The sequence below is a fragment of the Bacillus sp. MYb78 genome, from assembly GCF_002975115.1.
Classification (GTDB): Bacteria; Bacillota; Bacilli; order Bacillales; family Bacillaceae_G; genus Bacillus_A; species Bacillus_A cereus.
In genome coordinates, this window is record NZ_PCOB01000011.1 from 23,544 (window position 1) to 49,385 (window position 25,842).

The window sequence follows — 25,842 nt, forward strand, 5'->3', positions numbered from 1 at the left end:
GGAGCTACTGGGCCTTCTGGTGGACCTCCAGGACCTACTGGACCTACCGGAATAACTGGAGCAACTGGGCCTTCTGGTGGACCTCCGGGGCCTACTGGACCTACCGGATTGTCAGGAATTGTTGGAGCTACTGGGCCTACTGGACCTACCGGACTTACAGTATCTGGGTTATCTCATTATGCTTATGTTTTCAATACAGCAGCTCAAGTTGTTGCCTTAGAAGCACCTATTCTTTTTAATTCACATGGTAGAATGACATCTGGTTTTACTCATACGCTGGGAACTTCTCAATTAATGGTTCTTAATGCAGGTGATTATAAAATTTCTTTTTCTGTATCAGGAGTTGAGCCTAATCAATTCACACTTTTTTTAAATGGTGCTCCGGTTACCAGCGCAGTTTATGGATCAGGTGCAGGAACTCAACAAAACAACGGCCAAACAATCCTCGCTTTAGCAGCAGGTGATATTATTACCCTTAATAATCATACTTCCGCTGCTGCAGTTACTTTGCAAACTTTGGCGGGTGGAACACAAACAAATATAAATGCTTCGATTGTAATTGAAAAATTAAATTAATTTAATCATTTATTTCTTGAAACTCTGCCAGTAAATAACCTGGGGTGGATTCTTTTTTCAACAAGCAGTTAGCTTTTGCTAGCTGCTCTTTTAATTAAAATAAGGATTTTGTTTAAATTTCATTAACCTTATTGATTCCTTTGCATACAGTATTATCACAAGAGATTCCACAGGTGGCTCTGGTCCAGTTACCTTGAATTTCTTGCACACCTTGTGGGAAGAATCCGTTTATAACAAACGGATTCTTTTATTTTTGCTCATACAATAAGAATTTTGTTATAAAACTTCGATTTTTTCGATTATGACTGTGGTATGAGCAACATCCCACTCATCATGTTCGTAACTGCATTTGTACCAAAAGTTGATTACACCCTGAATTAACACGTCACTTGGGAATGAACTGTCGCTTCCGTTTTTTATCCAAACTGGCTTTTCGCCATACGTTACATCCTCTGGATCTTTAACTACTGATAGTTCTTCTTGTAACTTTATGAAATTCTTGTTGTGCATCATCTAGTAATTTATAAAATTTAGGTTTTACTTCTTCACCGTATATCCCCACTTCACTAACCTTGTATATTTCCATTTCCGCTCCTCTTTTCTCCAAAATAACTATTTTGTTATATTCCTTGTACTTTTAAATGAGACAAGCATATGTTGTAGTATAGTGTTTCATCACTTATATACACTTCCTCTTTTCAAGAGTACATATTCGAGATGTACTCTTTTTGCATTACTATAAAATAACGCTTTTGTTCAATTTACCCTTACTATTCTTCCTTTTTGGTCTTTCCCAATTTCATAGCTTTTTCTACAATGCCAACAAAACAAATCTTCACCTTTTTCTAAACCTTTAATTGGTAAAGGTCTATACATACTAGGAAGACCTTTTTGCGTTACTCCTGTAACAGCGTATATATACCCTCTAAAAGCTAGTGGACTGCCACAATCACATCTAGGCTTTTCGTATTTAGCCATTTCTCCACCTACTTTTCTACAAAATTCAAATTTGATTATAATAACTGTGTTTTTCGTTCTTCCATACGAATTACTTTTCCACTTTGATATACAAATGATTGTTCACCAAATCCACCTTGAGGTGGTTCTATTAGTTGAACTTGACCATTTTTAACAACGTATATTCCGTTTGTTTTCAAATCTATTTCAGCTGTCATTTCAACAAGATTTTCTTTTCTAATTCCCACCAAGATCACTCCCATATGTTATAATTACTTTGTCGAAGTAAGTTGAGAGTGATCTCAGCTTTTTTTTATTTGTCTATAGATATTGCACAACATTCTCCGGAACAAATGATTGTTCCAGTGATAGATGGAGCCGAATTGGAATCGGCTTTTTTTTATCTCTTGCTCGCTTACACATTTCTTCAGCTTCTTCCCATACAAATTGTTTATCCTCCGCTCGCTTATAACGCCAAATTCCAATTGTGTAATCTTCAAATAATTCATAACGCTCATCAGGCGCTGTCGTTGGTTTTAATTCATCAATTGCTTTGGCATGACGTGGTATTTGTACAACCACATCTGCATACCGTAATTTTGAATTTAAACGTTGAATATGAGCTTTCTTAGGATCAAATGATACAACTGGTTCCACATCAAAAATTGTTAATTGTTTTGGCATTGTTTTTCCCCTCCAATACCTGCAAACTTGCAATTAAAATTCCTTCAAGGTGCGCTAACGTTAGTTGATCTAATGTTTGTCCGTTAATTCCAGTTAATCCTAATCCCAATAATTTACGAATAATTATTAGTTTTCTACGTTCTACTTCCTGACGTAATAACATGATTAAGCCTCCTGTTGATGGTTGAACTTTCTCTCTAAATTTACAAACTTACTAAATTCTTTAATAAATGCTAGTTCAACAACACCAACTGGACCGTTCCTCTGTTTCGCTAAAATAATTTCTGTTATGTTTTTATTTTCTGTTTCGCGGTCATAGTAATCCTCACGATATAAGAATGCTATTAAATCCGCATCTTGCTCAATTTGACCATTTTCACGTAAATCTGATAGCAATGGTCTCTTATCTTGCCTGCTTTCTACAGCACGGCTTAACTGTGATAATGCAACTACACATACATTTAATTCTCTTGCCATCAGTTTTAACTTACGACTAATCTCACCGATTTCTTGCATGCGGTTCCCTCTATGCTTTGGGTCCCCTACGATAAGCTGCAAATAATCAATTGCGATCAAGACCTTTTTATCAGGATACTTACGCTTCAGTTTCCTAGCCTTAGCGTAAATCTCTTGCATCGTTACATTTGCTTTATCGTAAATTTCTAATGGCAAATCATTAATTAATCCCATCGCTTGACTAATTTTTTCCCAATCCTTTAAATTACATAACTTCTTAGGATTCTTTAATTTGGAAGCATCAATATTTCCAGTACTTGAAATCATCCTCTTAAGTAGCTGCTCCTCCCCCATCTCGAGCGAGAAGATTCCTGTTGCTGTATGAGCACTTGCTGCATGAAAAGCAACGTTTAATACAAATGCTGTTTTCCACATTGAAGGTCGGGCCCCAACAATAATTAAATCACCTTCTTGTAACCCTGCTGTCATTCTGTTCAAGTCGTCATAACCAGTTGGTATACCGGTTAAATCTCCTACATCAATTTGCATGTTCTTATACAAATCAACTAGTGTGTCTTTCAAATTAAACTCATCTGAGTAACCTGTTTCTTCAATGGCGCTTAATTCATCAATTGATGTACCAATAGCACTCATATCTCTGTCTTTCTGAAGGCGATTATATAAGCTACCAGCAACCTCTTGAGCATGTCGCATTTTCCATGCTTCGATAACTAAGCCTTCGTGATACGAGAAGTTCTTAGTTGTTGTTACAACTTCCGTCAGGTTTACAAAGAATTCGATTCCGCCAATTTGATGCATAAAGCTTTCATCGAATTTTCCAATGAGAGCAACAAGATCTATCGGAACCTCAGCATCCTCTAATTCTCTCATTGCCTTGAAAATCACTTGGTGCGTTGGTAAAGAAAACTGTTTTACCTTTAGCTGGCAATCTTTAATTAAATCGCCTTCTTGGATTATGCTACCTAAAACACTTTGTTCAGCTTCTACATTACGAATTATATCGTTACTCATTTGGCCAACCACGCATTCTGTTGGTTAAGTACTGCAAGTTCTTCTTCTGTTGGAATGTTCTGCTCCCATGCTTGTTGCTGCTGTATTACGTTTTTAGTAGATTCCGATAAACCTTTTTGTTGATATGGTGCTTGTGTCTGTTGCTGCGCTTTTGTTAATCTCTGAGCACGAAATGCTTTATCAGCTGACTCAACATCAGTTACTGTTTTAAAACCTTTAAGATGCCAATCTCTTAAAATCGTATTTACGTAAGACATGTTTCTCGTATTCTTTTCTAAAGCAAGCTCCATAGCCTTAATAACTAGTTCTGCATTTAAATCATCTATCCAAGCATAAATACCATCTGCAATAAAAGGTGTAATGAATCCGAAGTTTTTCTCGTAAAAAGAAATTGGATTAACCTCAACAACTTCTTCCGCGCCTGCGCGTTCTTCTTGTTGTTCTTTTTCTTTTTCTTCTTCTTTTTCTTCTTCCTTGCTAGGGTCTTGGAAGCCCCTTATAAGCCCCTCCAAACGGACTGATAAATACTCCTTAATACGAGGGATTTTAAAATCTTGTTCTCTTTCTAATTGCAAACAAGTTTCATAGAAATCAACTAAAAAATCCTGGTCCTTCACAGATTGAATCTCTTTTAAAACGCATTTTTCAATGTTTACATTTTTAATTGGATTGAATTTCAACCAGTTGATTAAGAACAACTCTTTTGTTTTTTGGTTGTAATTAATTTTTCCATACTCAGCAAAACGTTCTAATAGCTTCATAACAGTTTCACGGTTATATCCCGTATCAGTTTCAATGATACGAAGTGGAAGCTCATAGATTCCTGATTGAGACGTCTTACTGTTTGTCATCAAATATAAGTAGAAATACTTCTCCTCCGGTGTAAGATCTAAAACAAATGAATCCTGCCAAAATGAAACGTGTACTGGTCTATAAACTGCCATATTATTCATCCTCCCGTTTACATATCGCGAATCCGTCCTCTACACGTAATAAGCGATAATTCTTATATCCTATTTTGAGATATTGTTTTACTAAGTAAATTAGGTGTTGCTCTGATGTTGCTTGTTGAAGCACTTTAGGATTCAGCAACACTCTATGTAACGATTTGTCTAAAAGCATGTAGCACACTCCGTTGTTATACGAATGCTAATTTGATATAATTAATTCTAAGATCTTTTGCAAAACCGTTTGTCTATCACTCTGCCAAGTGATAGATCTTTTTATTTTCTACGTGTTACTAACGAAGCGTTAACTCCTCTTGCTATTAAATCTTTAATCACTACACGATAACTCATCGATGCCTCATGTTCCTCTTTTGTATCACGAAGCATTTTAAATTCCCTTATACATCGCTCCAGCTCTTCTTCCCAGTGATTTGATTCTTCGGTTGATTCTGCATTAAACATGTTATGAATACATTCACTCATACAGTTACGAAGTTTATTTGCAAATGAAAAATCTCCAGGAAGAACTAGATCATGAAGACGATTGATTTTATCGTTCATGGATTACATCTCCTTTCTAATTAAATTGATGCTGTACGCATCGTTACAACCAGAAAGGAACATTGTAGAGGTATGGGAGGAAAAATCCCTTTCTGGTCATAACGACAAGCACAGTGGCTTGTCCAAATGATTTATATAATGTTATAATTGCTTTACGATATTTTTCAGAGCTACTGTTGTCTAGGCGGTAGCTTTTTTATTTGCCCATTTATGTTTCAAAATGAATGATGCTTCAATAATTTTGATTCGAATCCCCAACAATTTCTTCTCTTGCTTTAACTCAACTGTTTTTGAATCCTCATTAAGTAATTCTGCTATTTTAATTTCACCAGTTAGTTTTGCATCATAACGAATTAATTCCTTATATTCTTTTAAGCTAGGTTTCTTATAATCTACTGTCATTTTTATCCCTCCTTTACAGCATCTTCGTTAAAGTCATTAAGCTATCTACCGATTGAATAATAACGTTTTCCGCCATAGCCTTTTGCAACCAACTTCTTTGTATTTGTTCCATAATGCCAAAGTGAACTTGTTCAAGGGCTTGTACTACACATTGAGTAGCTTGGATTGTATCGAAGATTTCTTTTGCATGAACTGCATATTCATGTTTCTTCTTTTCATCATGCTTCCATGACCTTGTTGTAACTTGTAGATTCATAATTTCTTTAGCTGCCGCAATTCCCTCTTCAGCTTGTTTAATGTAGTTCATCAATTGTAGATTTACATCTTGAGTTAAACGTGGATCTGTAGGTGGTAACCCCACACCATAAATATGTTTAATCGCTTGTTGATTTAACTTTGCTCCTGTTGCATGGCACCAATCCATCGCAAGTTCAAATTCTGGTTTAGAAAGTCCAGATTCAATACGAGTTAGTCTTTCATGTGTAATACCAAGGTACTTAGATAGCCCTTTCTTCGTTTTCAGCTGAACATTGTCACAACATTCTCTAGCATTCTGTAATAATTCTCCTATTGCTGAATTGCAGTATATGCTTGTTCCCATATCTGTTCGCCTCCATATTTAGTTTTCAAATGGTTACAATGAAATTAGTACATATGTAACTTGTCTACTTTTCGTATAAAAAGAGAGGAACTATTCCTCAACGTTTTCTTTTACTTGTATCTCTTTGATGATGGCCCAACCAGCCTTGTAATATGCTTGACGGATTTTATCAATATCCTTTTGTGATTTTGGCTCAGGAGCCACAACATGGACTTTCGTTTTTCCAAATTCATAAGTCGCCGCATATTCTTCTTGTTGGCTCATGGTGTCACCTCTTGAAGTGCTTTTTATATGTTTATGCGACGGGTCTGTTGGTACTGCCATGTTAGTTGATGGCATTTTCTCACCTCCAGAAACATTTTGTTTCCTTTTTAACTAAAAAAAAGATCGTCAATTGTAGTTTTATAAAAATCAGCTATTCTTTTAGCTAATTCTAATGAAGGCGTTCTATCACCACGTTCAATTGCCCCTAGCATTTGAGGAGTAATTTTCAAATTCCTTGCTACAACTAATCTTGATTGATTATTTCTAAATTCAATCATTTTATTTCTTTTTTTATTCAATATGTCACCTCCAAAAGAAACATTTCGTTTCCTTATACCTCTAATATAAAGAAACGATTCGTTTCTGTTAATATTTATTAGAAACTTTTTGTTTCCTTTGTAGATTTAGAAACTAAACGTTTCTATAATTAATAAAAAGTGCCCATTCTTATTTAGAAAGAAGGAAGAATTTATGCTCGGAAAAAAGATTTCGGAACTTAGAAAAAAACAAAAACTAAGTCAATATGAACTTGCTGATCGTTTGGGCTTTTCAAGAGGAAAATTAGCTAATTATGAGCAGGGTCAGCGCGAACCAGATTATGATACTTTAAAGAAAATCGCTGACTTTTTTGAGGTATCAACAGATTATCTGTTAGATAGGACACAAACGAAAGAAATGGTATCTAATAATCCAACTAAATTATCGATTAAGGAAGAACGTGATATCGCACGTGATTTAGAAAAAACCTTAGAAGAGCTAGAAAACAGCGATGAAGCGTTAATGTTTGACGGAGAACCAATAGACGAACATACAAAAGAAATGATTCGTATTTCTCTAGAGAACTCAATGCGTATGGCAAAGCAATTAGCAAAACAAAAATTCACTCCAAACAAGTATAAAAAAGATTGAACGGAGCGAGAAATGGAAATTAAAGAATACATACTCAAAATCGTAAAAAAACATGGAACAACAAACCCCTTTGAAATTGCTAAACGAAAAAATATTATAGTGTTGTTTGAAGACCTTGGGAATACTCTTGGTTTTTACAACACTTACAAACGATTTAAATTCATTCATATTAATAATAAAATTGACGAATTCACTCAACGATTTGTTTGTGCACATGAATTAGGCCATGCTGTACTTCATCCTAAAGCAAATACTCCCTTCTTACGTAACCAAACCTTCTTTTCAGTGGATCGCTTAGAAATTGAAGCAAATACATTTGCTGTGGAATTATTACTTACTGATGAAATGATATTTGCTTATGAAAATACTCATTTATCTATTCAAGAAGTTGCCGAAATTCATGGAGTTCCGAGTGGATTTGCTCGTTTAAAAACTTATTAAATTGAATCAAAATATCATTTTTATTTTAAAGCAAACGCATTATTACTCATCAAAATTTAAACTGGAAAGGATCTTAGGAATTTATGACCTCATTAATTGAATTTATTGGAAATGTCTTAAAAACCTTTGGACCATTAGCAATAGTGTTTCCATTTATATTTGGATACATTTATAAAAATGACTTAGACATTATTTTCGAACAAAAACAAGGACGTTTTTTCAAAAATTTCGCAAACTTTATAGTTGCTTTTTTGACTTTTTATTTTCTATTACAAATAACAGCATTTGCCCTATATTCACTTATCCTTGCTGTTCCTTTTTTATCTCACTCTATTATAAAATTAATAGCTATAATATTAATTATTTTAGCCGTCTTGGTCTATCTCCTGTATATATATGCTTGGCCCTTTACACAAGTTGAGAAAAACAGAGAAACCACCAAAAAGAAAAGATATAAATTTTCAAAATGGATTATTGATACTATTGAAAAACGGCCATTATTTATATCCGTATGTATAGTATTTTTCACTTGTAGTTATTTTCATGCTTTAAATATAAACACCTTACTTTTAAAAGACAAAAACGTTAGCAAAACTATTGAAAGTAATTTAGGGACATTTATAGGAGACCCTCTCTTTTTCGTTCTATTTACAGGGTCTGCTGTTTTTATTTATCGTTTTAACAAACGCCCTAAATGTTTTTATACTATGAGTCTAATAGACTATGACACACTTCAAAAAAACAACAAAGAAGAGCTTATCCATCTTTACACAAGAAAGGATAACCAATGGATTCTAGTAGAACCTAAACATCGTGTTACTTTAAAAGAGGTTTATTTATACAATCCAGATAAAGATAAGTGGTACTTTTATAAAAAGATTGATGAAACTGATTGATTACTGCTTATCAAATCTTGATTTTATATTAACAAATAGCAAAGGGGATATAATCACATGAAAGAATTAATTTATTTAGACAAAAATTTTTTACATTCATTTATTGCACAGACAAATGATGGGCTGATTACATCGAAAAATAGCGAGTTTCAAGAACAAAGAACAGAAACACATCAAGAAAGTAAAGGTGCACAAGCAAGAGGATACTTTGAAGTTCAAGGGGATACTGGAAAATTTGACATTCCATTTGTTATAAAATCACCATCCGCAAAAGCCACATTACGTCTAGCTCCAGGTGAAAATCATTCTGAATCTTTTACAATCGCTGATTTAGAAGCTGGGAAAGAAATCATTTCTACACAATTACATGATAATGCACTAAATGATTTTGAAAAACATTTTGAAGAAAAGGGCCTGATTAAAGTAATAGAAAATTCTTTTTCTACTCCTACTTTACCACCTGGTACATACATCAAAACAACTTCAAGCTTTACAGCAATGAATTTTGAAGTTATTGAAAAGATAGTAGGAGAAAAGTTTCTTGAAATTTCACAATTAGGCTTTAAAGAACAAAAAGATAAAAGTATACAGGAAATAGAAAATGAAAATAATATTAAACCTGCTCAAAAGAAAGCCGCAATTAAAGCAATAAATGAACAATTTGAAAAAATTCAAGAAGCACAATCATCGCCAATTAAACAAATCAAAATCATGCTAGAGTATATTAATCAAACTGTGCCAGCTAACGCATTTTTGAAAATGGGCAAAATTTTTATCCCGTTAAAACAAGATTTTCTACGTGAAAGCATTGATGAGTTAACCTTTAAATATGGACAAAATAACCCATCAATTAAAGCAACTTTAATTGGAAAGATTACTAGAAAAATTTCTCATAATGAAGCCAAACTACCTGATTTCTCAAATGTAATGTCACACAACCCTCATAGTGTCTTTAATTCAATTTTAGGGTTACCTCTCGGTGTATTAGGTACATTTAATATACTTACAGCTGATGATATAGTAGTATCACCTGTTGCTATTTATTTTGAATAAGTCTACGCTTCTTAGCTTTTTCATCCATTCTTTTCTTTGATTCAGCAATACTATTGGAGATACGCTCATGGTTCTTTCGAAATTCATTCATACCGTCCAATAAATGATTCGCTTCTTTGGCAAATATTTTTTGGAGATTTTTAGACAACATAAAATCACACTCCTTTTATACCATAGTATTAACAAACAAATTAAATGTAAACAGTTTTCTTATTACACTTAGTACTATCCGAAAAGCCCTCTTTATGCGGGCTTTTCTTTTAATTATTACTTTATCATCAATTCATTTTATATAATGAATATTAAAGAGGAGGCAAAATTATGAAAACCGCAATCTACCTAAGAAAATCCCGTGCCGATCTCGAAGCTGAAGCACGTGGCGAGGGCGAAACGTTAGCAAAGCACCGCACTACCCTTCTGAAAATAGCGAAGGAAATGAACTTAAATGTGTTAGCTGTCCGTGAGGAAATCGTTTCTGGTGAGAGTTTAGTGAAACGCCCTGAGATGTTAGCACTACTTGAAGAAATTGAAGATAATAAATATGATGTTGTTCTTTGTATGGATATGGACCGTTTAGGTCGTGGTGGTATGAAAGAGCAAGGAATCATTTTAGAGACGTTTAAACGCTCTAATACGAAGATTATGACACCTAGGAAGACTTATGACCTTAATGATGAGTGGGACGAAGAATACAGCGAATTTGAAGCATTTATGGCACGTAAGGAGTTAAAGATTATTACACGCCGTATGCAACGAGGCCGTATAGCAAGCGTGGAGGCTGGTAATTACCTCGGTACCCATGCGCCTTATGGTTATGATATCCACCGTTTAAATAAGCGAGAACGTACTTTAACAATTAATTCAGAAGAAGCTTCTGTTGTAAGAATGATATTCGATTGGTATGCAAACGAGGATATGGGCGCTAATGCAATCCGAAGCAAATTAAATGATCTTGGCTACAAAAGTAAGCTAGGTAATGAATGGAACCCCTACAGCATCTTAGATATATTAAAAAACAATGTGTACATCGGAAAAGTAACATGGCAAAAGCGAAAAGAAGTAAAACGGCCTGATGCTGTAAAAAGAAGTTGTGCACGACAAGATAAATCGGATTGGATTATTGCCGATGGTAAGCACGAGCCAATCATACCTGAAAGCTTGTTTGAACAAGTACAAGAAAAATTAAACTCAAGATATCACGTTCCTTACAATACGAACGGAATTAAAAACCCTCTAGCTGGCATTATTAAATGTAGTAAATGTGGTTATAGTATGGTCCAACGTTATCCAAAGAACCGAAAAGAAACGATGGATTGTAAACACCGTGGCTGTGAAAACAAATCAAGTTATACTGAATTAATTGAGAAGCGTTTACTCGAGGCATTAAAAGAATGGTACATCAATTATAAAGCTGATTTTGAAAAACATAAGCAAGATGACAAATTAAAAGAAACACAAGTCATTCAAATGAATGAGGCTGCATTACGCAAGCTTGAAAAAGAATTAGTAGACGTCCAAAAACAAAAAAATAATTTACATGATTTATTAGAACGTGGCGTTTACACAGTCGATATGTTTTTAGAACGCTCGAATGTAGTTTCTGACCGTATAACTGAAATCACTTCCACTATGGAAAACTTAAAGAAAGAAATTAAAACCGAAATTAAGAAGGAAAAAGTCAAGAAAGATACAATACCTCAAGTGGAGCATGTTCTTGATCTGTACTTTAAAACAGATGATCCCAAAAAGAAAAACAGCCTCCTAAAGTCAGTTTTAGAAAAGGCTGTTTATAAAAAGGAAAAGTGGCAAAGGCTCGATGATTTCGAACTTGTGCTTTACCCTAAGCTCCCTCAAGATGGCGACATATAAGGATTTATGCTTTGTCGTCACCTTGTTGGTGTAATTAGATTTACCCCATTTAATCCTAAAGCATCATTCGTCGAAACTGCCAATACGACAGGCTTGCCATTTCTTAGCGTCGCTTTTGCTGCCATTAGTACTGGAGAATCTGTCATTGCATTTGCAAATTTACTCATAGAATTTCCTGTTAAAGGAGCGATTACCATGCAGTCTAATGGAATTTTAGGTCCAAGTGGCTCTGCTCCAACAATTGAATTAATTGCTTTAAAACCTGTTATTTCTTCAATCTTCTTAATCCACTCTGCTCCTTCTCCAAATCTAGTATTTGTTGATTGAACAGTGTATGAAACAACGGGACGTACTTCTGCCCCTTCAGCAATTAATTTTTCTAAGTGCGGCATAACTTCCTCATACGTACAATGTGAACCCGTAAATCCGAAACCAATTCGTTTTCCCTTCAAACTCATTTCTTTTCCTCCTCCTTTGCAATTGCATCTGCTGCTAATAACTGAGAAAGAACATTTGCTAAAATTTGCCCAGCCGTTTTGGGAGCAACAATACCTGGTAATCCAGGTGCTAGCAACGCTTTGACTCCTCTTTTTTCCGCATATCTAAAGTCAGTACCACCTGGTTTAGAAGCTAAATCAATCACTAACGTATGAGCTGGCATTTTTGCAATAACATTCGCTGTTACAACGAGGTGCGGAATTGTATTGATTACAATATCGATATTCCCTACTTCTTTCTCTATGTCTTGCATATGAAAAGGAGAAAACATCATTTCTGTAATACGTGCAATATGTTCAGATCGTCTTGCTCCAACTTTGACATGGGCTCCTAATGATTGAAATGCTCTCGCAACACTCATTCCTGTTCTACCAAATCCTAGAACCATTACATTAGACCCATGAATTGTATAGTCGGTATGTTGAATTACCATCATTAATGTACCTTCTACAGTTGGAATAGAATTGTATATTGCCACATCATCACGATCAAATAATTTAACAAGTTTTCGGTTCGTAGTAGATACGAGATTTTCCAAGTAAGGTGTACCAATACCCGAATATATAGTAAAGTGTTCTGGTGTATTTTCAATTTGTTCTTTCGTTATTGAAACTTTTTCATTTGAAAAAATAGTATCTACTTCTCCTTTAGCATTTGTACCTGCAACCGGCAAAATAATTGCGTCTACAGAAGTGAAATCTAAATTTTGTATACTTTCTTTTGCTGCCCCTGTGAAACCATGATCTAACTGATCAAACCCTATCAAAGAAAGTTTCGCATCCAATTCAACTAGCTTACGAATTACTTCTAGCTGCCTTGCATCTCCTCCTATGACAGCAATATGCATCTCAGTCAACATTCCCTAATTCACCTTCTTTTTCTGTCATTTATAAGAAAAGTGCCTACTTTTTCTTTTTCCTCCACATCATATGTAATGTACGAGTTTATGGTGATTGAAAATCCAAATGCACATATGATTTATCAGGTTTCTATGTAGATACAAAAAAGATGACCAAAATGGCCATCCTTCACTCCGAATTTGAACGATCTATACTATCACAAAGAAGCATATCATGTCCGACTTTCTTTATTTGACTCCATGCGACCCTTACTTCTTGTGGTTCCTTTTTAAAACCTCCCCACTTCCCTACAGGTATTATAAGTGTTTGTATTTGTCCGTCTTTCTCATTAATCTCTAAATCCATATAACCTAAGACTCCCATTTTTTCCGCTTTTTCTATATCTACAACCTCTTTACCACTTAATTCACTTAATCGCATACATACTCCACTCCCCCTACTGAATTTTTCATTTGCGTTGTCTATAATTAGTACCTATTCTATATGGATAAAAAAAATAACCTTCTCTCATTTAAAAAGAGAGAAGGTTATTATCAGATACATCATAAAAATCGATTATAGTTTTATTCCTTTTGGAAGTTTTCCGTCTGGACTAATAAGTGCCGCAGAGAATTCATCAGTAAACATGTTGCGAATTAATCCGTCCACATTTTCTTTTGTTACAGTGTTTACACTTTCAATAATCTCATCAAGTGAACGATGTTTACGAAGAAGCAATTCATTTTTACCGTTACGGCTCATACGGCTATTTGTACTTTCTAAACTTAACATTAAGTTTCCTTTTAATTGCTCTTTACTATTCATAAGCTCTTTTTCTGTAATACCTGTATTTTTCAATGTCTCTAATGTTTCTTGCATTGTTTCATACAGTGTATCTAATTGTTGGCTACCTGTTCCACCGTAAAGTGTTAACATACCTGTATCTTCATAAGAAGAGTGGTAAGAAAATACCGAGTAAGCTAATCCACGTTGCTCACGTACTTCTTGGAATAAACGGCTACTCATGCTACCGCCTAAAACATTATTTAATACAATTAAGTTATAAATATCTTCGTGTCCCATTTGTAAGCCTTTATATCCTAGACATAAATGAGCTTGTTCCGTTTCCTTTTTACGGGCTACCTTATTGAAATGGAAAATTGGGCTATGTACTTGTTCACGGTTTGTTGTTCCTTCATAACTACCGAAATATTGCTCCACTGTTTGTAAAAATGCTTCATCAATATTTCCTGCAACTGATACAACTACATTTTCAGGTGTGTAATGATCTTTTATATATTGACGTAACGTATCACCTGTAAACGTATTAAGCGTTTCTTCTGTTCCTAAAATAGGATATCCAAGTGGATGCGTTTCATATGTTGCTTTCGTTAACATATCATGCACAATATCATCTGGCGCATCTTCGTACATTTTAATTTCTTCACATACGACATTCTTCTCTTTTTTCAGTTCTTCCTCATCAAATGTTGAATTAAAGAACATATCTGCTAAAACATCTAGAGCATATTTAGCATGCTCATCTAATACTTTTGCATAGTAACAAGTATATTCTTTTGAAGTAAATGCATTCACTTGACCACCAATGCTATCAAATGATTCTGCAATCTCTCGTGCACTACGTGTTTCTGTCCCTTTAAAGAACATATGCTCTAAAAAGTGAGAAATCCCATTATTTTTTTCATTTTCATTTCTTGATCCCGCATGGATCCAAATACCAATTGCAACCGATCTTACAGTTGGTATATTCTCCATAACTATTCTTACACCATTTTTACAAGTATATTTTTTAATCAAAAACTTTCCTCCTACTGCCAGTTTCTCTAAATAAAACGCTATTATTTAATGATAACAAGTTTAAGGATGAATGTCATGCAAATGTATTTAATCCACACGTTTTTCATCCAGTAATTCAGTTATATTCCCCACTTTATATCCTTGTTCCTTCAATTTTGTAATCATTGTTTCTAAAGCCTCTGCTGTAGACGAAGTAGGATGCATTAATATGATAGCACCTGGATGTATTTTTCTCATTACTCTCTGCAATAGTACATCCGGCTCAGGTCGCTTCCAATCAATCGTATCTACAGTCCACATAATCGTTCCCATTTGAAAATCATCTGCAATCTTTACGACTTCATCTCGAAAGCTTCCACTCGGCGGGGCAAACCATCTTACTTTTTGATTCGTTGCTACTTCTATCATTCGATTTGTTTTTTGTAACTGATCTCGTATTTCATCTGACGATAACGTTTTCATATTAGGGTGTGTGTATGAGTGATTTCCAACTTCTTGTTTTGCATCGACAATCATTTTTGCAAATCGCAAATTTTCTTTCACCCAACGTCCTTCTAAAAAGAAAGTGGCCTTCACATCATGCTTTTTCAAGATTTCTAATATGCGAGGCAAATACTCATTTCCCCATGCCACATTTATTGTTAATCCTACCATCTTTTTATTTGGATGCCCTCTATAAATTGGAGCTGGTGATAAATCTTCCAAATGAACACTCGGTGAGACTTCTTTGAATTCAAGATATTTTTGATCAAATTCCTTTAGCTTCTTCATATTATTATACGATGCTTCAATATCCACTTGTCTTCCATTATATCCAGGTGTTGCCTTCCATATTTTATCAATCATCGCATTTTGAGGTGCAATCTCATACTGTTTTGCATGCTTTTGAATTTCTTCATGCAAGTTATCTTGTGCAAAAACAGAATAAGAGCCTAAACTGACATATAAAGAAAATATACATATGTATGCCAATATACGAACTTTCATATAAACCCTCCCAAATTAACTATATAAAAACACTTTCTTCTTATCTTTGTTAATTTGAGCGTTATAATGAAAACTATACCTATACCGACATAAAAATATATGAACATCATGTTCTTTACATAACAAAAAAAGCCAGTTTAACTGGCTTTTACTTATTGCTGCTCTTGTTTGTTTTCTTCTTTAGCAGCTTCTTTTTCTTGCTCTTCTTTTAGCAATACTTTTCTAGATAGATTTACGCGACCTTGCTTGTCAATCTCGATAACTTTAACTGTAATTACATCACCGATTTTCACAACGTCTTCTACTTTACCTACACGCTCAAGTGCAAGTTCAGAAATATGAACTAATCCATCTTTACCGCTGAATAATTCAACGAAAGCACCAAATTTCTCAACACGTTTCACTTTTCCTTCGTAGATCTCACCTACTTGTACTTCGCGAACGATATCTTCGATAATCTTCTTAGCTTTGTCGTTCATTTCTTGATTTATTGATGAAATGAATACTGTACCATCTTGCTCGATGTCAATTTTAACGCCAGTTTCTTCAATAATTTTATTGATTTGTTTACCGCTTGGTCCAATAACGTCACGGATTTTATCTGGGTTGATTGTCATTGTAATAATCTTTGGAGCGTAAGCTGATAATTCAGTACGTGGCTCTGCAATAACAGATAACATATGATTTAGAATGTGCACACGACCAATTTTCGCTTGTTGTAATGCCTCTTCTAAAATCTCACGTGATAAACCATCGATTTTAATGTCCATTTGCAGCGCAGTTACACCTTGTGCTGTACCTGCTACTTTAAAGTCCATATCACCTAAATGATCTTCCATACCTTGAATATCAGATAAAATTGTGTAATGCTCACCAGATTTAACCAGACCCATTGCAATACCTGCAACTGGAGCTTTAAGTGGAACACCCGCATCCATCATTGCTAAAGTACTACCACAAATACTTGCTTGTGAAGTAGAACCATTTGATTCTAATACTTCAGATACAAGGCGTACTGTGTATGGGAAATCTTTTTCAGATGGAATTACAGGCTCAAGTGCGCGCTCTCCTAGTGCACCGTGACCAATTTCACGACGACCTGGTCCACGCATCGGTCTTGTTTCACCAACACTAAATGATGGGAAATTGTAATGGTGCATAAAGCGTTTTGATTCTTCTACACCAAGACCATCTAAAATTTGCACATCGCCTAATGCACCTAATGTACAAATACTTAATGCTTGTGTTTGTCCACGTGTGAATAAACCAGAACCGTGTGTACGAGATAAAATACCAACCTCTGATGCTAAAGGACGGATTTCGTCACCTTTACGGCCATCTGGGCGAATTTTTTCAACTGTAATAAGACGACGTACTTCTTCTTTTACAATTTTATATAAAATCTCATTTACTTGTCCTAATGTATCAGCGTCAGCTTCCTCAGCTTCGTAATGCTCAATTACACGCTTTTTCACTTCGTTAATTGCATCTTCACGTGCATGTTTCTCATGTACTTGAATTGCAGAATGCATATCCTTCTCAGCCATTTCACGTACAGCTTGATTAAGATCAGCGTCAACTTCATAAAGTTTCACTTCTGATTTCTCTTTACCTACAGCTTGTACAATCTCTTCTTGGAATGCAATTAAACGTTTAATTTCATCATGACCAAACATAATTGCTTCTAACATTGTTTCTTCAGGCACTTGATCTGCTCCTGCTTCAACCATGTTAATCGCATCTTTCGTACCAGCTACAACTAAGTGGATATCACTTTGTTCTTGCTGTTCTACTGTTGGATTAATAACGAATTCGCCATTAATACGACCAACTGTCGCACCAGCGATTGGACCTTCAAATGGAATATCTGAAATCGATAACGCTAATGAAGAACCAAGCATAGCTGCCATTTCAGAAGAACAATCTTGATCAACACTCATTACAATGCTGACAACTTGTACTTCGTTACGGAAACCATCTGCGAATAGCGGACGAATTGGACGGTCGATTAAACGACTTGCCAAAATTGCTTTTTCACTTGGACGACCTTCACGCTTAATAAAACCGCCAGGAATTTTTCCGACTGCATATAAACGCTCTTCATAGTTTACTGTAAGTGGGAAAAAATCTACATTTTTAGCTTCTTTTGATGCAGTTGCTGTAGATAGAACCGCTGTATCGCCATATCTTACTAATACTGCTCCGTTCGCTTGTTTGGCAAGCTGACCAGTTTCAACTGTTAGCTGGCGACCAGCTAAATCTATCGAGAAGACTTGCTTTTCTTGACTCATTTAAGTACCCCTCTCAATTTAAAGTATTCAATTCTTCTATGTAAATGGATAGTATATCACAATATTCTACCTCTAGTATTGCCTAAAATTAAGTAAGCTATAAAGCGTAGAAGATATATTTTTACCTAACAAAAAAGCGGGAATATTCCCGCTTCTTTGACTATCGACGTAAGCCAAGCTTTGTGATTAATTCACGGTAACGTGTGATATCGCTATTACGAAGGTAAGTTAGTAAATTACGACGTTTACCAACCATCTTTAATAGACCACGACGTGAATGATGATCTTTCTTGTGAGTACGTAAGTGCTCGTTTAGAGTGTTAATTTGCTCCGTTAGGACAGCAATTTGAACCTCTGGAGAACCAGTATCAGTCTCATGAGTTCTAAATTGTGCAATGATTTCATTTTTACGCTCTTGTGTTAAAGCCATCCTATTTCACCTCCTATTAATTAAACCCCCAATTACCTAGCAAGCGTCGGTGAGTCGCAATGCCAAGCAATGGTTGTCATAAAGTACATAACATAGAATACTACTTTTCATTTGAAAAAGCAAGTATATTCTTTTCGCTCGCAAAATATTCTTGTGCTGTTTTCTTATCTTTTGCGATTTGTTCAACTAACTCATCAATGCCATTGAATTTCTTCTCTTCTCTTATACGCATATGCCACTCTACTGTAACATTTTGATCGTATATATCTTTGTTAAATTCAAATAAGTGCACTTCAATTGATAATTGACGCTCATCTTCTTTAAAAGTCGGTTTATATCCAATATTACATACACCATCGTACCATTCATCGTGAACTTTTAATCTCACTGCATAAACACCTACAGGTGGCAATAAATACTCATCACTTAAACCTACATTAGCTGTTGGAAAACCAATTTGACGCCCACGTTTGTCGCCGTGTATAACTGTTCCCGCTACAGTATAGGCTCTACCTAAAATAGATGGAATTTGTTCCATTTCGCCATTTCGAATTAACTTTCGTAATGCTGTAGAACTTACTTTCTCTTCTTGAAATTCAACTTTTTCAATCACAGTCTGTGTAAACTCCCCTCTTGCATGAAATGGTAAAGTCTCCATCTTTCCTTTTCCTAAACGTCCATATGAATAATCAAACCCTGCTACTACATGCTTTACATTTAAACCAATAATATAATCATCTACAAATTGTTGTGGTAATAACCCTGCAAATGATTCATCAAATTTAATCACATATAATATATCGATTCCTAAGCTTTCGACTATTTTTTCTTTATCACGCATTGGTGTAATATACTCCACATGCGCATCCTTTTTCCCTAAAACAACAGATGGATGAGGATGAAATGTCATAACTGCACTTTTATATCCTCGGTCGTCCGCTATTTTTTTCGCAGTTCGAATTACACATTGATGTCCTAAATGAATGCCATCAAAAAATCCTAATGCCATTACAGTAGGTGGTAATTCTAATTTATTTTGTTCATGTGGATGAGTTAAATGAATAAGTTTCACGCTTGAATTCACCTTTTTCTGTAATAATCCTTCCAATAATTCATTATAGCTTTAGTTCTTGATTATTCACAAGTACTTTCATTGGCTTTAACATGCCAGGATGTTTCGGATGATGTTCATAAATTGCTAAGCAACGATCATTTTTATCAAACACTGTAATAAATGGTGCTGTTATTTCTAATTCATTCTTTAAGAACATACCATTCTTGATTTTCTCTGCTTGCTTTTCATCTACAACCATTTTTGGAAACTTACTTAATGCTTCATCAATTGAAATGAAGATAGACTCTACTGTTCCATTTTGCACGTTTTCTTCAATTTCTTCAAATGATATGCAATCTTCTAATAAAAATTCACCAGATGCCGTTCTTACAAGGTGAGACATATGTGATGGGAAACCAAGTTTCTCCCCGATCATTACCGCTAACGTTCTTACATATGTTCCTTTACTACACGTTACACGGAAACGGAATGAAATATTTTCTCCTTCAAAAACTTCACGGTCATCAAGTAATACGAATTCATGAATCGTAATTGTACGAACTGGACGTTCCACCTCTTGTCCTGCTCTTGCATATTCATATAATTTTTTCCCGTTTACTTTTACAGCTGAGAACATTGGTGGCATTTGTTCAATCGTACCTGTTAATTCCGCTAGTACCTCTTCTACTTCTTTACGTGTAATAACACGGTTTACATCTTGTTTCTCCACAACTTCACCAGATGCATCTTCTGTTGTTGTTGAAAACCCTAATGTTACTTCACCTTCATATGTTTTCGTTTCACTTGTTAAAAATTGTGCAATCTTCGTTGCTCTCCCCACACAAAGTGGTAATACTCCCGTTACATCTGGGTCTAATGTTCCCGTATGACCAATTCTCTTTTCTCGCAATATCTTTCTTAATTTAAATACACAATCATGTGATGTCATGCCTTTTGGCTTATGTAATAATACTACACCTTCCATATATGTTCACCTCATCATAATTCTTTCGTAGTAAATATCCAAAACTTATTTTGCATTGAAAAAATGGATAGACAAATGTCTATCCATTATTCTTCACGTTTACCGTCTTTATTAATTTCATGTAAAAGTGTATCAATTCGATGACCATATCCGATAGACTCATCAAACTCAAAGGTAATTTCCGGTGTTTTACGAAGACGAATACGTTGGCCAATTTCTGAACGAATAAAGCCTTTTGCCTTCGCTAAACCTTTTAACGTATTTTCTTTCTGTTCTTCGTCACCTAAAACAGAAATATATACTTTGGCAATTTGCAAATCACCACTCACTTGTACATCTGTTACTGTAACAAATCCGATACGTGGGTCTTTAATTTTACGACTAATGATGTCGCCTAATTCTTTTTTCATTTGCTCGCCTACACGGTTTGCACGTAATTTCATAACTCTTCACCTCATTCAATACCATTCCAATTGTGTTATCGTACGTTCAATTTCAGGAAATGAATCGATGTACTCCAGTACACGATTCATTTCTTTTTCACAGATAACACGATTTGAGGATACGGAAACAACCGCAATTTCTGTACGTTGCCATACATCTTGATGCCCAACTTCAGAAACAGCTACATTATAGCGCTGTTTCACACGAGTTAGCACTCGTTGCAAAATTGCCCGTTTCTCTTTTAAAGAATGCACATCGTAAATCATACACTCGAATGAGAGTGAAGCGACAATCATCGCTTCACTTCTTCCATAACGTATGCTTCAATGATGTCCCCTTCTTTAAGGTCATTATATCTTTCAATTGTAATACCACACTCATAGTTTTGTGCAACTTCTTTTACGTCGTCTTTGAAACGTTTTAACGTATCAAGTTGTCCTTCGAAAATTACGATACCATCGCGGATAATACGAACGCCACTATCGCGTGTAATTTTACCGTCAATTACGTAACAACCTGCGATTGTTCCAACTTTTGTTACCTTGAATGTTTGACGAACTTCCGCTTGACCGATTACTTTTTCTTCGAATTCTGGATCCAGCATACCTTGCATTGCTAATTCAATTTCTTCGATTACTTTGTAGATAATGCGGTGTAAGCGAACATCAACGTTCTCTAATTCAGCTGTACGCTTCGCGTTCACATCCGGACGTACGTTAAATCCAATTACAATTGCATTAGATGCAGAAGCTAAAATGATATCAGATTCTGTAATCGCACCTACACCAGTGTGAATGATTTTAACTTTTACGCCTTCAACATCAATTTTACGAAGTGACGCTGCCATCGCTTCAACAGAACCTTGTACGTCTGCTTTTACGATTAAGTTGATTTCTTTTACATCGCTCTCTTGGATTTGTTGGAATAAATCTTCAAGGCTTAATTTAGATTTCTCACCACGTTGTGCAACTAACGCTTCTTGTGCACGTGATTCACCGATTTGACGAGCTTTCTTCTCATCAGCGAATGCCATGAAACGATCTCCAGCTTGTGGTACTTCATTTAAACCTGTAATTTCAACAGGAGTTGATGGACCAGCAACTTTTACACGACGACCAATATCACTTACCATTGCACGAACACGCCCGAATGAAGTTCCAACAACGATTGGATCTCCAACTCGAAGTGTACCGTTTTGAACTAATAATGTCGCGATAGTTCCTTTACCTTTATCAAGCTGTGCTTCAATTACAGTACCCGTTGCATAACGATTTGGGTTTGCTTTATATTCTTCTACTTCACTTACAAGAAGAATCATCTCTAGCAAGTTGTCAATTCCCTCGCCTTGGATTGCAGAAATTGGTACGAAAATTGTATCTCCGCCCCAAGCTTCTGGAACTAATTCATATTCTGTTAATTCTTGCATTACACGATCAGGATTCGCCGCTGGTTTATCCATTTTATTCACAGCAACAATAATTGGTACTCCAGCTGCTTTTGCATGGCTAATCGCTTCAACTGTTTGAGGCATAACACCGTCATCAGCTGCAACAACAAGGATTGTAATATCAGTTACTTGCGCACCACGAGCACGCATCGTTGTAAATGCCGCGTGACCAGGCGTATCTAAGAATGTAATTTTCTTATCATTTACTTCAACTTGGTATGCACCAATATGCTGAGTAATTCCACCCGCTTCGCCAGCAGTTACTTTTGAATTACGAATTGAGTCAAGTAATGTTGTTTTACCATGGTCAACGTGTCCCATAATCGTAACAACAGCTGGACGCTCTTTTAAGTTTTCTTCATCATCTTGCTCATCAATGAATGTTTCAAACTCAGTTTCACTTACAACTACTTCTTCTTCTACTTCAATACCGTAATCAGTAGCAATTAACTCAATTGTATCTTTATCCAAGTCTTGGTTAATTGTTGCCATAATTCCAAGCATGAAGAGCTTTTTAATAATTTCAGATGGCTCTTTACTTAACTTTTTAGCAAGTTCACCTACTGTAAGGCTTCCAGAGAAAGTGATTTTATCTGGTGTTTCTACTATTTGCGTTTGTTGTCTTCCAGCAAAGTTATCTTGACGTTTGTCTTCATTTCCTTTGCCTTTTTTCTTTTTCTTATTGCTGTTCTTTTTACTGCGAACAACTTTCTCTTCTACTTCAAACTCATCTGCAACAGAAGGTTTTTCCGCTCCAGTGTTATATTCATTATCTAATTTATTTACTACTTCATCTTCTAACATTGTCATATGATTCGAAACCTCGATATTCATCTCTTTAAGTTTTGTCATAAGATCTTTACTTGAGATATTATTTTTTTTTGCATATTCATGTACTCGAATTTTACTCATACCTTCACCCCCGGTAATTTGTATCGAGCATGCTACGTAGCTTTTTCGCAAAGCCTTCATCTAACACAGCTACAACGACTCGCTCGTCTCTCCCAATCGCATGCCCTAATTGTTGTCGATTTTCGACTTTTTTCATTGGTACGTTGTAGTACGTCGTTTTATCAGTGATACGTTTAGTAGTGTTCGCTGACGCATCTTCAGAAAGCAATACGAGCTTTGCTTTACCACTTCGTACTTCTTTTAAAACGAGTTCTTCACCCGAAATGATTTTTCGAGCGCGATTTGCTAGTCCTAAAAACGATTTCCAATCGGACACTTATTTCGACTCCTTCTCAACAAGCTCAAGAAGCTCTTCGTACAGAGAACTGTCGATTTTCGCTTTTAGATGATGTTCCAAAATGTTTTTCTTTTGGGCTTGCATAATGCATTCTTTATCTTTTGACAAATATGCACCTCGTCCTGATTTTTTTCCAGATAAATCAATAGACACTTCGCCCTCTTTGGAACGAACAATGCGAACGAGCTCTCGTTTTGATTTCATCTCTTGCGTCGCGATACATTTTCGTAACGGAACTTTTCGATTGCTCATACTCATCACCTCTATTCGATTTCGTCTTCAACTGAATCGAATCCGAATGCGATTACGCTATCTTCTTCTGTTACAATTCCAAGTTGTTTCGCATCAGACTCACTTTTAATATCAATTTTCCAGCCTGTTAATTTAGCTGCAAGACGCGCATTTTGTCCACGCTTACCGATAGCTAATGATAGCTGGTGGTCTGGAACAACAACAGTTGTTGCTTTTTCATCTTCATCTACAAGTACTTTAACAACTTGTGATGGGCTTAAAGCATTTGCAACATATTCAACTGGATCATTTGACCAGCGAACGATGTCAATCTTTTCACCTTTTAGTTCATCTACAACACGTTGTACACGTTGTCCTTTCGGTCCTACGCAAGAACCAACTGGATCAACATCAATGTTTTCTGCATGCACAGAGATTTTAGAACGATCTCCTGCTTCGCGCGCTACAGAGCGAATTTCTACAGTTCCATCATAAATTTCTGGAACTTCCATTTCGAATAAACGTTTTAAAAGACCAGGATGTGTACGTGATACGTAAATTTGTGGTCCTTTTGTTGTCTTTTCTACTTTTGTAATAAATACGCGAATACGATCATGTGGCTTATATTGCTCATTTGGCATTTGCTCACTTACAGGTAATAAAGCTTCTACTTTACCTAAGCTTACGTAGATGAAACGAGCATCTTGGCGTTGTACAATACCAACCATAATGTCTTCTTCACGATCACTAAATTCTGAGTAAATAACACCACGTTCTGCTTCACGAACTCGTTGTGTTACAACTTGTTTTGCAGTTTGCGCTGCAATACGACCAAAATCTTTTGGCGTTACTTCAATTTCTAGTACGTCGCCATCTTGGTAGTTTGGATTAATTTGTCTTGCCTCTTCTACAGAGATTTCAAGACGTGGATCAAACACATTATCAACAACGTCCTTACGTGCTAAAACTTGAATTGTTCCCACTTCTGGGTTAAAGCTCACACGAACGTTTTGTGCTTGGTTAAAATTGCGTTTATAAGCAGAGATTAACGCTGCTTCAATCGCATCAATAATAATATCTTTACTAATACCTTTTTCTGACTCTAATACGAGCAAAGCATCTAACAACTCAGTGCTCATGAAGATCCCCCTTCTTACTAAAACGTAACAGCAAGTCGCGCATTTGCAACTTTATCCATTGGAATTTGGATTTCTTTTTTACGTGTTTTAATTGTTAATAGTAGTGTAATTGTAGTACCGTCGTAGGAAAGTAACTTTCCTTCAAACATCTTTTCGCCATCAATCGGCTCATATGTTTTTATTGCCACTTGTTTTCCTACCGCTTGCTGGAAGTCTTTCTCTTTCTTTAATGGGCGTTCTGCTCCAGGAGATGATACATCCAAAAAGTAAAGGTGAGGAATTGGATCCTCTTTATCTAAAGCTTCGCTTAAACGTTCACTTACCGCACCGCATTCTTCAATGTCGACTCCCTTTTCAGAATCGATGAATACGCGTAAGAACCAGTCTTGTCCTTCTTTCACATACTCTACATCTACAAGTTCAAGATTTAACTCTTCAACGATTGGCTGCGCAAATGCTTCTACAACTTCTGTGACTTTCTTATCCATAAACAGCCTCCTTCCTGCCGCCATGTACCATTTACAAGAAAAGATCCCGTTCATAAAGACGGTCTATCTTATTCTTTCTCGTTAGCTAACAAAAGCCCCTGCCGTTAAGCAGGGAATATCTGTCTTAGTATTACCAAATTTAAGAAGTAAAACTTGTAACAAAATATGTATATACGACAGAAATGTCTTTACTATCTACATGAATAAAATGTAGATAGTAACACGAAAGAGTGGGTTTCCCCACTCTCTTTTTCACAAAATATACATGACATGGTTATCTCGGTTTATAGTATA

The 25,842-nt window shown here is 35.6% G+C and carries 34 protein-coding genes and 2 pseudogenes (1 of these 36 cut by a window edge); 6 read left to right on the forward strand and 30 right to left on the reverse strand.

What is annotated here, in order from left to right:
- A pseudogene (locus CQ064_RS19915) lies at nt 1–576 on the forward strand (BclA C-terminal domain-containing protein) (its annotated part extends 139 nt beyond the left edge of the window); the annotation flags it as partial.
- Between the two features lie 460 nt (nt 577–1,036).
- Here the strand turns inward: CQ064_RS19915 and CQ064_RS34110 are convergent.
- From CQ064_RS34110 to CQ064_RS19970, 13 genes are all read right to left on the reverse strand, one after another.
- On the reverse strand, nt 1,037–1,162 hold the full coding sequence (locus tag CQ064_RS34110; protein WP_000409262.1) for a hypothetical protein: 126 nt from the start codon (nt 1,160–1,162) through the stop codon (nt 1,037–1,039).
- A 170-nt stretch (nt 1,163–1,332) separates the two neighbouring features.
- The gene (locus CQ064_RS19920; RefSeq protein WP_001151791.1) at nt 1,333–1,554 is read right to left on the reverse strand and encodes a hypothetical protein; all 222 of its coding nucleotides are present in this window, start codon (nt 1,552–1,554) and stop codon (nt 1,333–1,335) included.
- 35 nt (nt 1,555–1,589) lie between these two features.
- Nucleotides 1,590–1,781: a DUF3954 domain-containing protein gene (locus CQ064_RS19925; RefSeq protein ID WP_000512858.1), complete on the reverse strand. Its 192-nt coding sequence runs from the start codon at nt 1,779–1,781 to the stop codon at nt 1,590–1,592.
- Between the two features lie 73 nt (nt 1,782–1,854).
- Nucleotides 1,855–2,217: a hypothetical protein gene (locus CQ064_RS19930; protein WP_001126000.1), complete on the reverse strand. Its 363-nt coding sequence runs from the start codon at nt 2,215–2,217 to the stop codon at nt 1,855–1,857.
- The gene (locus CQ064_RS19935) at nt 2,192–2,380 is read right to left on the reverse strand and encodes a hypothetical protein (protein WP_000926801.1); all 189 of its coding nucleotides are present in this window, start codon (nt 2,378–2,380) and stop codon (nt 2,192–2,194) included. The genes CQ064_RS19930 and CQ064_RS19935 overlap by 26 nt, the downstream gene beginning before the upstream one ends.
- Nucleotides 2,381–2,382: 2 nt before the next feature.
- Nucleotides 2,383–3,705 (reverse strand): replicative DNA helicase, encoded by a 1,323-nt coding sequence (dnaB, locus tag CQ064_RS19940; protein ID WP_000063842.1) that lies wholly within the window; start codon nt 3,703–3,705, stop codon nt 2,383–2,385.
- Complete coding sequence (locus CQ064_RS19945; RefSeq protein ID WP_000312138.1) at nt 3,702–4,649, reverse strand: DnaD domain-containing protein; 948 nt, start codon at nt 4,647–4,649, stop codon at nt 3,702–3,704. The genes dnaB and CQ064_RS19945 overlap by 4 nt, the downstream gene beginning before the upstream one ends.
- 1 nt (nt 4,650) lies before the next feature.
- Nucleotides 4,651–4,827, reverse strand: coding sequence for a hypothetical protein (locus CQ064_RS33675; RefSeq protein ID WP_000923256.1), 177 nt, complete (start codon nt 4,825–4,827; stop codon nt 4,651–4,653).
- A gap of 101 nt (nt 4,828–4,928) precedes the next feature.
- Nucleotides 4,929–5,213, reverse strand: coding sequence for a hypothetical protein (locus CQ064_RS19950; RefSeq protein ID WP_000998232.1), 285 nt, complete (start codon nt 5,211–5,213; stop codon nt 4,929–4,931).
- Nucleotides 5,214–5,393: 180 nt separating this feature from the next.
- A complete protein-coding gene (locus tag CQ064_RS19955) occupies nt 5,394–5,615 on the reverse strand; it encodes a hypothetical protein (RefSeq protein WP_000215311.1) in 222 nt (73 codons plus the stop codon).
- A 13-nt stretch (nt 5,616–5,628) separates the two neighbouring features.
- Nucleotides 5,629–6,216: a hypothetical protein gene (locus CQ064_RS19960; RefSeq protein ID WP_000537278.1), complete on the reverse strand. Its 588-nt coding sequence runs from the start codon at nt 6,214–6,216 to the stop codon at nt 5,629–5,631.
- Between the two features lie 90 nt (nt 6,217–6,306).
- Nucleotides 6,307–6,555: a hypothetical protein gene (locus CQ064_RS19965; RefSeq protein WP_001141264.1), complete on the reverse strand. Its 249-nt coding sequence runs from the start codon at nt 6,553–6,555 to the stop codon at nt 6,307–6,309.
- 32 nt (nt 6,556–6,587) lie between these two features.
- A complete protein-coding gene (locus tag CQ064_RS19970) occupies nt 6,588–6,779 on the reverse strand; it encodes a helix-turn-helix transcriptional regulator (protein ID WP_001036233.1) in 192 nt (63 codons plus the stop codon).
- A 172-nt stretch (nt 6,780–6,951) separates the two neighbouring features.
- On the opposite strand from CQ064_RS19970, the gene CQ064_RS19975 reads away from it, so the two are divergent.
- The 4 genes from CQ064_RS19975 to CQ064_RS19990 all read left to right on the forward strand — a co-directional run bounded on the left by CQ064_RS19975 (nt 6,952) and on the right by CQ064_RS19990 (nt 9,779).
- Nucleotides 6,952–7,389 carry a helix-turn-helix domain-containing protein gene (locus CQ064_RS19975; RefSeq protein WP_000900759.1) on the forward strand — a complete coding sequence of 146 codons (438 nt, stop codon included), beginning with the start codon at nt 6,952–6,954 and terminating at the stop codon, nt 7,387–7,389.
- Nucleotides 7,390–7,401: 12 nt separating this feature from the next.
- Nucleotides 7,402–7,830, forward strand: coding sequence for an ImmA/IrrE family metallo-endopeptidase (locus CQ064_RS19980; protein ID WP_000403118.1), 429 nt, complete (start codon nt 7,402–7,404; stop codon nt 7,828–7,830).
- An 83-nt stretch (nt 7,831–7,913) separates the two neighbouring features.
- Entirely contained in the window at nt 7,914–8,726 is an 813-nt protein-coding gene (locus tag CQ064_RS19985) for a hypothetical protein (RefSeq protein WP_000202384.1), read from the forward strand.
- 57 nt (nt 8,727–8,783) lie between these two features.
- A complete protein-coding gene (locus CQ064_RS19990; RefSeq protein ID WP_000661246.1) occupies nt 8,784–9,779 on the forward strand; it encodes a DUF6414 family protein in 996 nt (331 codons plus the stop codon).
- Here the strand turns inward: CQ064_RS19990 and CQ064_RS33680 are convergent.
- Nucleotides 9,763–9,927 carry a hypothetical protein gene (locus CQ064_RS33680; RefSeq protein WP_170956783.1) on the reverse strand — a complete coding sequence of 55 codons (165 nt, stop codon included), beginning with the start codon at nt 9,925–9,927 and terminating at the stop codon, nt 9,763–9,765. The genes CQ064_RS19990 and CQ064_RS33680 overlap by 17 nt on opposite strands.
- 173 nt (nt 9,928–10,100) lie before the next feature.
- Here CQ064_RS33680 and CQ064_RS19995 point away from each other — a divergent pair, with 173 nt between their 5' ends.
- Nucleotides 10,101–11,648 carry a recombinase family protein gene (locus tag CQ064_RS19995; protein WP_000844785.1) on the forward strand — a complete coding sequence of 516 codons (1,548 nt, stop codon included), beginning with the start codon at nt 10,101–10,103 and terminating at the stop codon, nt 11,646–11,648.
- 32 nt (nt 11,649–11,680) lie between these two features.
- Here CQ064_RS19995 and dpaB read toward each other — a convergent pair.
- From dpaB to rimP, 16 genes and pseudogenes are all read right to left on the reverse strand, one after another.
- Nucleotides 11,681–12,106: pseudogene (dpaB, locus tag CQ064_RS20000) on the reverse strand (dipicolinate synthase subunit B); the annotation flags it as partial.
- Entirely contained in the window at nt 12,103–13,005 is a 903-nt protein-coding gene (gene dpaA / locus CQ064_RS20005; protein ID WP_000954735.1) for a dipicolinic acid synthetase subunit A, read from the reverse strand. The pseudogene dpaB and the gene dpaA, both read right to left, overlap by 4 nt.
- Before the next feature lie 169 nt (nt 13,006–13,174).
- The gene (locus tag CQ064_RS20010) at nt 13,175–13,426 is read right to left on the reverse strand and encodes a YlmC/YmxH family sporulation protein (RefSeq protein ID WP_001239759.1); all 252 of its coding nucleotides are present in this window, start codon (nt 13,424–13,426) and stop codon (nt 13,175–13,177) included.
- 135 nt (nt 13,427–13,561) lie between these two features.
- Nucleotides 13,562–14,803, reverse strand: coding sequence for a M16 family metallopeptidase (locus CQ064_RS20015; RefSeq protein WP_000593001.1), 1,242 nt, complete (start codon nt 14,801–14,803; stop codon nt 13,562–13,564).
- A gap of 87 nt (nt 14,804–14,890) precedes the next feature.
- The gene (locus CQ064_RS20020) at nt 14,891–15,790 is read right to left on the reverse strand and encodes a polysaccharide deacetylase family protein (RefSeq protein ID WP_000868222.1); all 900 of its coding nucleotides are present in this window, start codon (nt 15,788–15,790) and stop codon (nt 14,891–14,893) included.
- Between the two features lie 152 nt (nt 15,791–15,942).
- Nucleotides 15,943–18,081 (reverse strand): polyribonucleotide nucleotidyltransferase, encoded by a 2,139-nt coding sequence (pnp, locus tag CQ064_RS20025; protein WP_000076745.1) that lies wholly within the window; start codon nt 18,079–18,081, stop codon nt 15,943–15,945.
- A 160-nt stretch (nt 18,082–18,241) separates the two neighbouring features.
- Nucleotides 18,242–18,511 (reverse strand): 30S ribosomal protein S15, encoded by a 270-nt coding sequence (gene rpsO, locus CQ064_RS20030; RefSeq protein ID WP_001229392.1) that lies wholly within the window; start codon nt 18,509–18,511, stop codon nt 18,242–18,244.
- 100 nt (nt 18,512–18,611) lie between these two features.
- Complete coding sequence (ribF, locus tag CQ064_RS20035) at nt 18,612–19,583, reverse strand: bifunctional riboflavin kinase/FAD synthetase (protein ID WP_000766703.1); 972 nt, start codon at nt 19,581–19,583, stop codon at nt 18,612–18,614.
- A 43-nt stretch (nt 19,584–19,626) separates the two neighbouring features.
- Entirely contained in the window at nt 19,627–20,550 is a 924-nt protein-coding gene (truB, locus tag CQ064_RS20040) for a tRNA pseudouridine(55) synthase TruB (protein ID WP_000399362.1), read from the reverse strand.
- A gap of 86 nt (nt 20,551–20,636) precedes the next feature.
- Entirely contained in the window at nt 20,637–20,993 is a 357-nt protein-coding gene (gene rbfA / locus CQ064_RS20045) for a 30S ribosome-binding factor RbfA (RefSeq protein ID WP_000776437.1), read from the reverse strand.
- 15 nt (nt 20,994–21,008) lie between these two features.
- Nucleotides 21,009–21,290 carry a DUF503 domain-containing protein gene (locus tag CQ064_RS20050; protein WP_000634350.1) on the reverse strand — a complete coding sequence of 94 codons (282 nt, stop codon included), beginning with the start codon at nt 21,288–21,290 and terminating at the stop codon, nt 21,009–21,011.
- Nucleotides 21,287–23,353, reverse strand: coding sequence for a translation initiation factor IF-2 (gene infB / locus CQ064_RS20055; protein WP_000036347.1), 2,067 nt, complete (start codon nt 23,351–23,353; stop codon nt 21,287–21,289). The genes CQ064_RS20050 and infB overlap by 4 nt, the downstream gene beginning before the upstream one ends.
- 4 nt (nt 23,354–23,357) lie before the next feature.
- Nucleotides 23,358–23,669: a YlxQ family RNA-binding protein gene (locus tag CQ064_RS20060; protein WP_001286522.1), complete on the reverse strand. Its 312-nt coding sequence runs from the start codon at nt 23,667–23,669 to the stop codon at nt 23,358–23,360.
- Nucleotides 23,670–23,942, reverse strand: coding sequence for an RNase P modulator RnpM (gene rnpM, locus CQ064_RS20065; protein WP_000071125.1), 273 nt, complete (start codon nt 23,940–23,942; stop codon nt 23,670–23,672). It lies immediately after the preceding gene.
- 11 nt (nt 23,943–23,953) lie between these two features.
- Nucleotides 23,954–25,060, reverse strand: coding sequence for a transcription termination factor NusA (nusA, locus tag CQ064_RS20070; protein ID WP_000102598.1), 1,107 nt, complete (start codon nt 25,058–25,060; stop codon nt 23,954–23,956).
- Nucleotides 25,061–25,077: 17 nt separating this feature from the next.
- Entirely contained in the window at nt 25,078–25,548 is a 471-nt protein-coding gene (rimP, locus tag CQ064_RS20075; RefSeq protein WP_000359095.1) for a ribosome maturation factor RimP, read from the reverse strand.
- Nucleotides 25,549–25,842 lie beyond the last annotated feature (294 nt).

What these genes read in the sequence shown, in the direction of transcription:
- CQ064_RS34110 (WP_000409262.1), bottom strand. Translation starts at nt 1,162, where the DNA reads ATGGAAATATACAAGGTTAGTGAAGTGGGGATATACGGTGAAGAAGTA.
- CQ064_RS19920 (WP_001151791.1), bottom strand. Translation starts at nt 1,554, where the DNA reads ATGGCTAAATACGAAAAGCCTAGATGTGATTGTGGCAGTCCACTAGCT.
- CQ064_RS19930 (WP_001126000.1), bottom strand. Translation starts at nt 2,217, where the DNA reads ATGCCAAAACAATTAACAATTTTTGATGTGGAACCAGTTGTATCATTT.
- CQ064_RS19935 (WP_000926801.1), bottom strand. Translation starts at nt 2,380, where the DNA reads ATGTTATTACGTCAGGAAGTAGAACGTAGAAAACTAATAATTATTCGT.
- dnaB (WP_000063842.1), bottom strand. Translation starts at nt 3,705, where the DNA reads ATGAGTAACGATATAATTCGTAATGTAGAAGCTGAACAAAGTGTTTTA.
- CQ064_RS19945 (WP_000312138.1), bottom strand. Translation starts at nt 4,649, where the DNA reads ATGGCAGTTTATAGACCAGTACACGTTTCATTTTGGCAGGATTCATTT.
- CQ064_RS33675 (WP_000923256.1), bottom strand. Translation starts at nt 4,827, where the DNA reads ATGCTTTTAGACAAATCGTTACATAGAGTGTTGCTGAATCCTAAAGTG.
- CQ064_RS19950 (WP_000998232.1), bottom strand. Translation starts at nt 5,213, where the DNA reads ATGAACGATAAAATCAATCGTCTTCATGATCTAGTTCTTCCTGGAGAT.
- CQ064_RS19955 (WP_000215311.1), bottom strand. Translation starts at nt 5,615, where the DNA reads ATGACAGTAGATTATAAGAAACCTAGCTTAAAAGAATATAAGGAATTA.
- CQ064_RS19960 (WP_000537278.1), bottom strand. Translation starts at nt 6,216, where the DNA reads ATGGGAACAAGCATATACTGCAATTCAGCAATAGGAGAATTATTACAG.
- CQ064_RS19965 (WP_001141264.1), bottom strand. Translation starts at nt 6,555, where the DNA reads ATGCCATCAACTAACATGGCAGTACCAACAGACCCGTCGCATAAACAT.
- CQ064_RS19975 (WP_000900759.1), top strand. Translation starts at nt 6,952, where the DNA reads ATGCTCGGAAAAAAGATTTCGGAACTTAGAAAAAAACAAAAACTAAGT.
- CQ064_RS19980 (WP_000403118.1), top strand. Translation starts at nt 7,402, where the DNA reads ATGGAAATTAAAGAATACATACTCAAAATCGTAAAAAAACATGGAACA.
- CQ064_RS19985 (WP_000202384.1), top strand. Translation starts at nt 7,914, where the DNA reads ATGACCTCATTAATTGAATTTATTGGAAATGTCTTAAAAACCTTTGGA.
- CQ064_RS19990 (WP_000661246.1), top strand. Translation starts at nt 8,784, where the DNA reads ATGAAAGAATTAATTTATTTAGACAAAAATTTTTTACATTCATTTATT.
- CQ064_RS19995 (WP_000844785.1), top strand. Translation starts at nt 10,101, where the DNA reads ATGAAAACCGCAATCTACCTAAGAAAATCCCGTGCCGATCTCGAAGCT.
- dpaA (WP_000954735.1), bottom strand. Translation starts at nt 13,005, where the DNA reads ATGTTGACTGAGATGCATATTGCTGTCATAGGAGGAGATGCAAGGCAG.
- CQ064_RS20010 (WP_001239759.1), bottom strand. Translation starts at nt 13,426, where the DNA reads ATGCGATTAAGTGAATTAAGTGGTAAAGAGGTTGTAGATATAGAAAAA.
- CQ064_RS20020 (WP_000868222.1), bottom strand. Translation starts at nt 15,790, where the DNA reads ATGAAAGTTCGTATATTGGCATACATATGTATATTTTCTTTATATGTC.
- pnp (WP_000076745.1), bottom strand. Translation starts at nt 18,081, where the DNA reads ATGAGTCAAGAAAAGCAAGTCTTCTCGATAGATTTAGCTGGTCGCCAG.
- rpsO (WP_001229392.1), bottom strand. Translation starts at nt 18,511, where the DNA reads ATGGCTTTAACACAAGAGCGTAAAAATGAAATCATTGCACAATTTAGA.
- truB (WP_000399362.1), bottom strand. Translation starts at nt 20,550, where the DNA reads ATGGAAGGTGTAGTATTATTACATAAGCCAAAAGGCATGACATCACAT.
- rbfA (WP_000776437.1), bottom strand. Translation starts at nt 20,993, where the DNA reads ATGAAATTACGTGCAAACCGTGTAGGCGAGCAAATGAAAAAAGAATTA.
- CQ064_RS20050 (WP_000634350.1), bottom strand. Translation starts at nt 21,290, where the DNA reads ATGATTGTCGCTTCACTCTCATTCGAGTGTATGATTTACGATGTGCAT.
- infB (WP_000036347.1), bottom strand. Translation starts at nt 23,353, where the DNA reads ATGAGTAAAATTCGAGTACATGAATATGCAAAAAAAAATAATATCTCA.
- rnpM (WP_000071125.1), bottom strand. Translation starts at nt 23,942, where the DNA reads ATGAGCAATCGAAAAGTTCCGTTACGAAAATGTATCGCGACGCAAGAG.
- nusA (WP_000102598.1), bottom strand. Translation starts at nt 25,060, where the DNA reads ATGAGCACTGAGTTGTTAGATGCTTTGCTCGTATTAGAGTCAGAAAAA.
- rimP (WP_000359095.1), bottom strand. Translation starts at nt 25,548, where the DNA reads ATGGATAAGAAAGTCACAGAAGTTGTAGAAGCATTTGCGCAGCCAATC.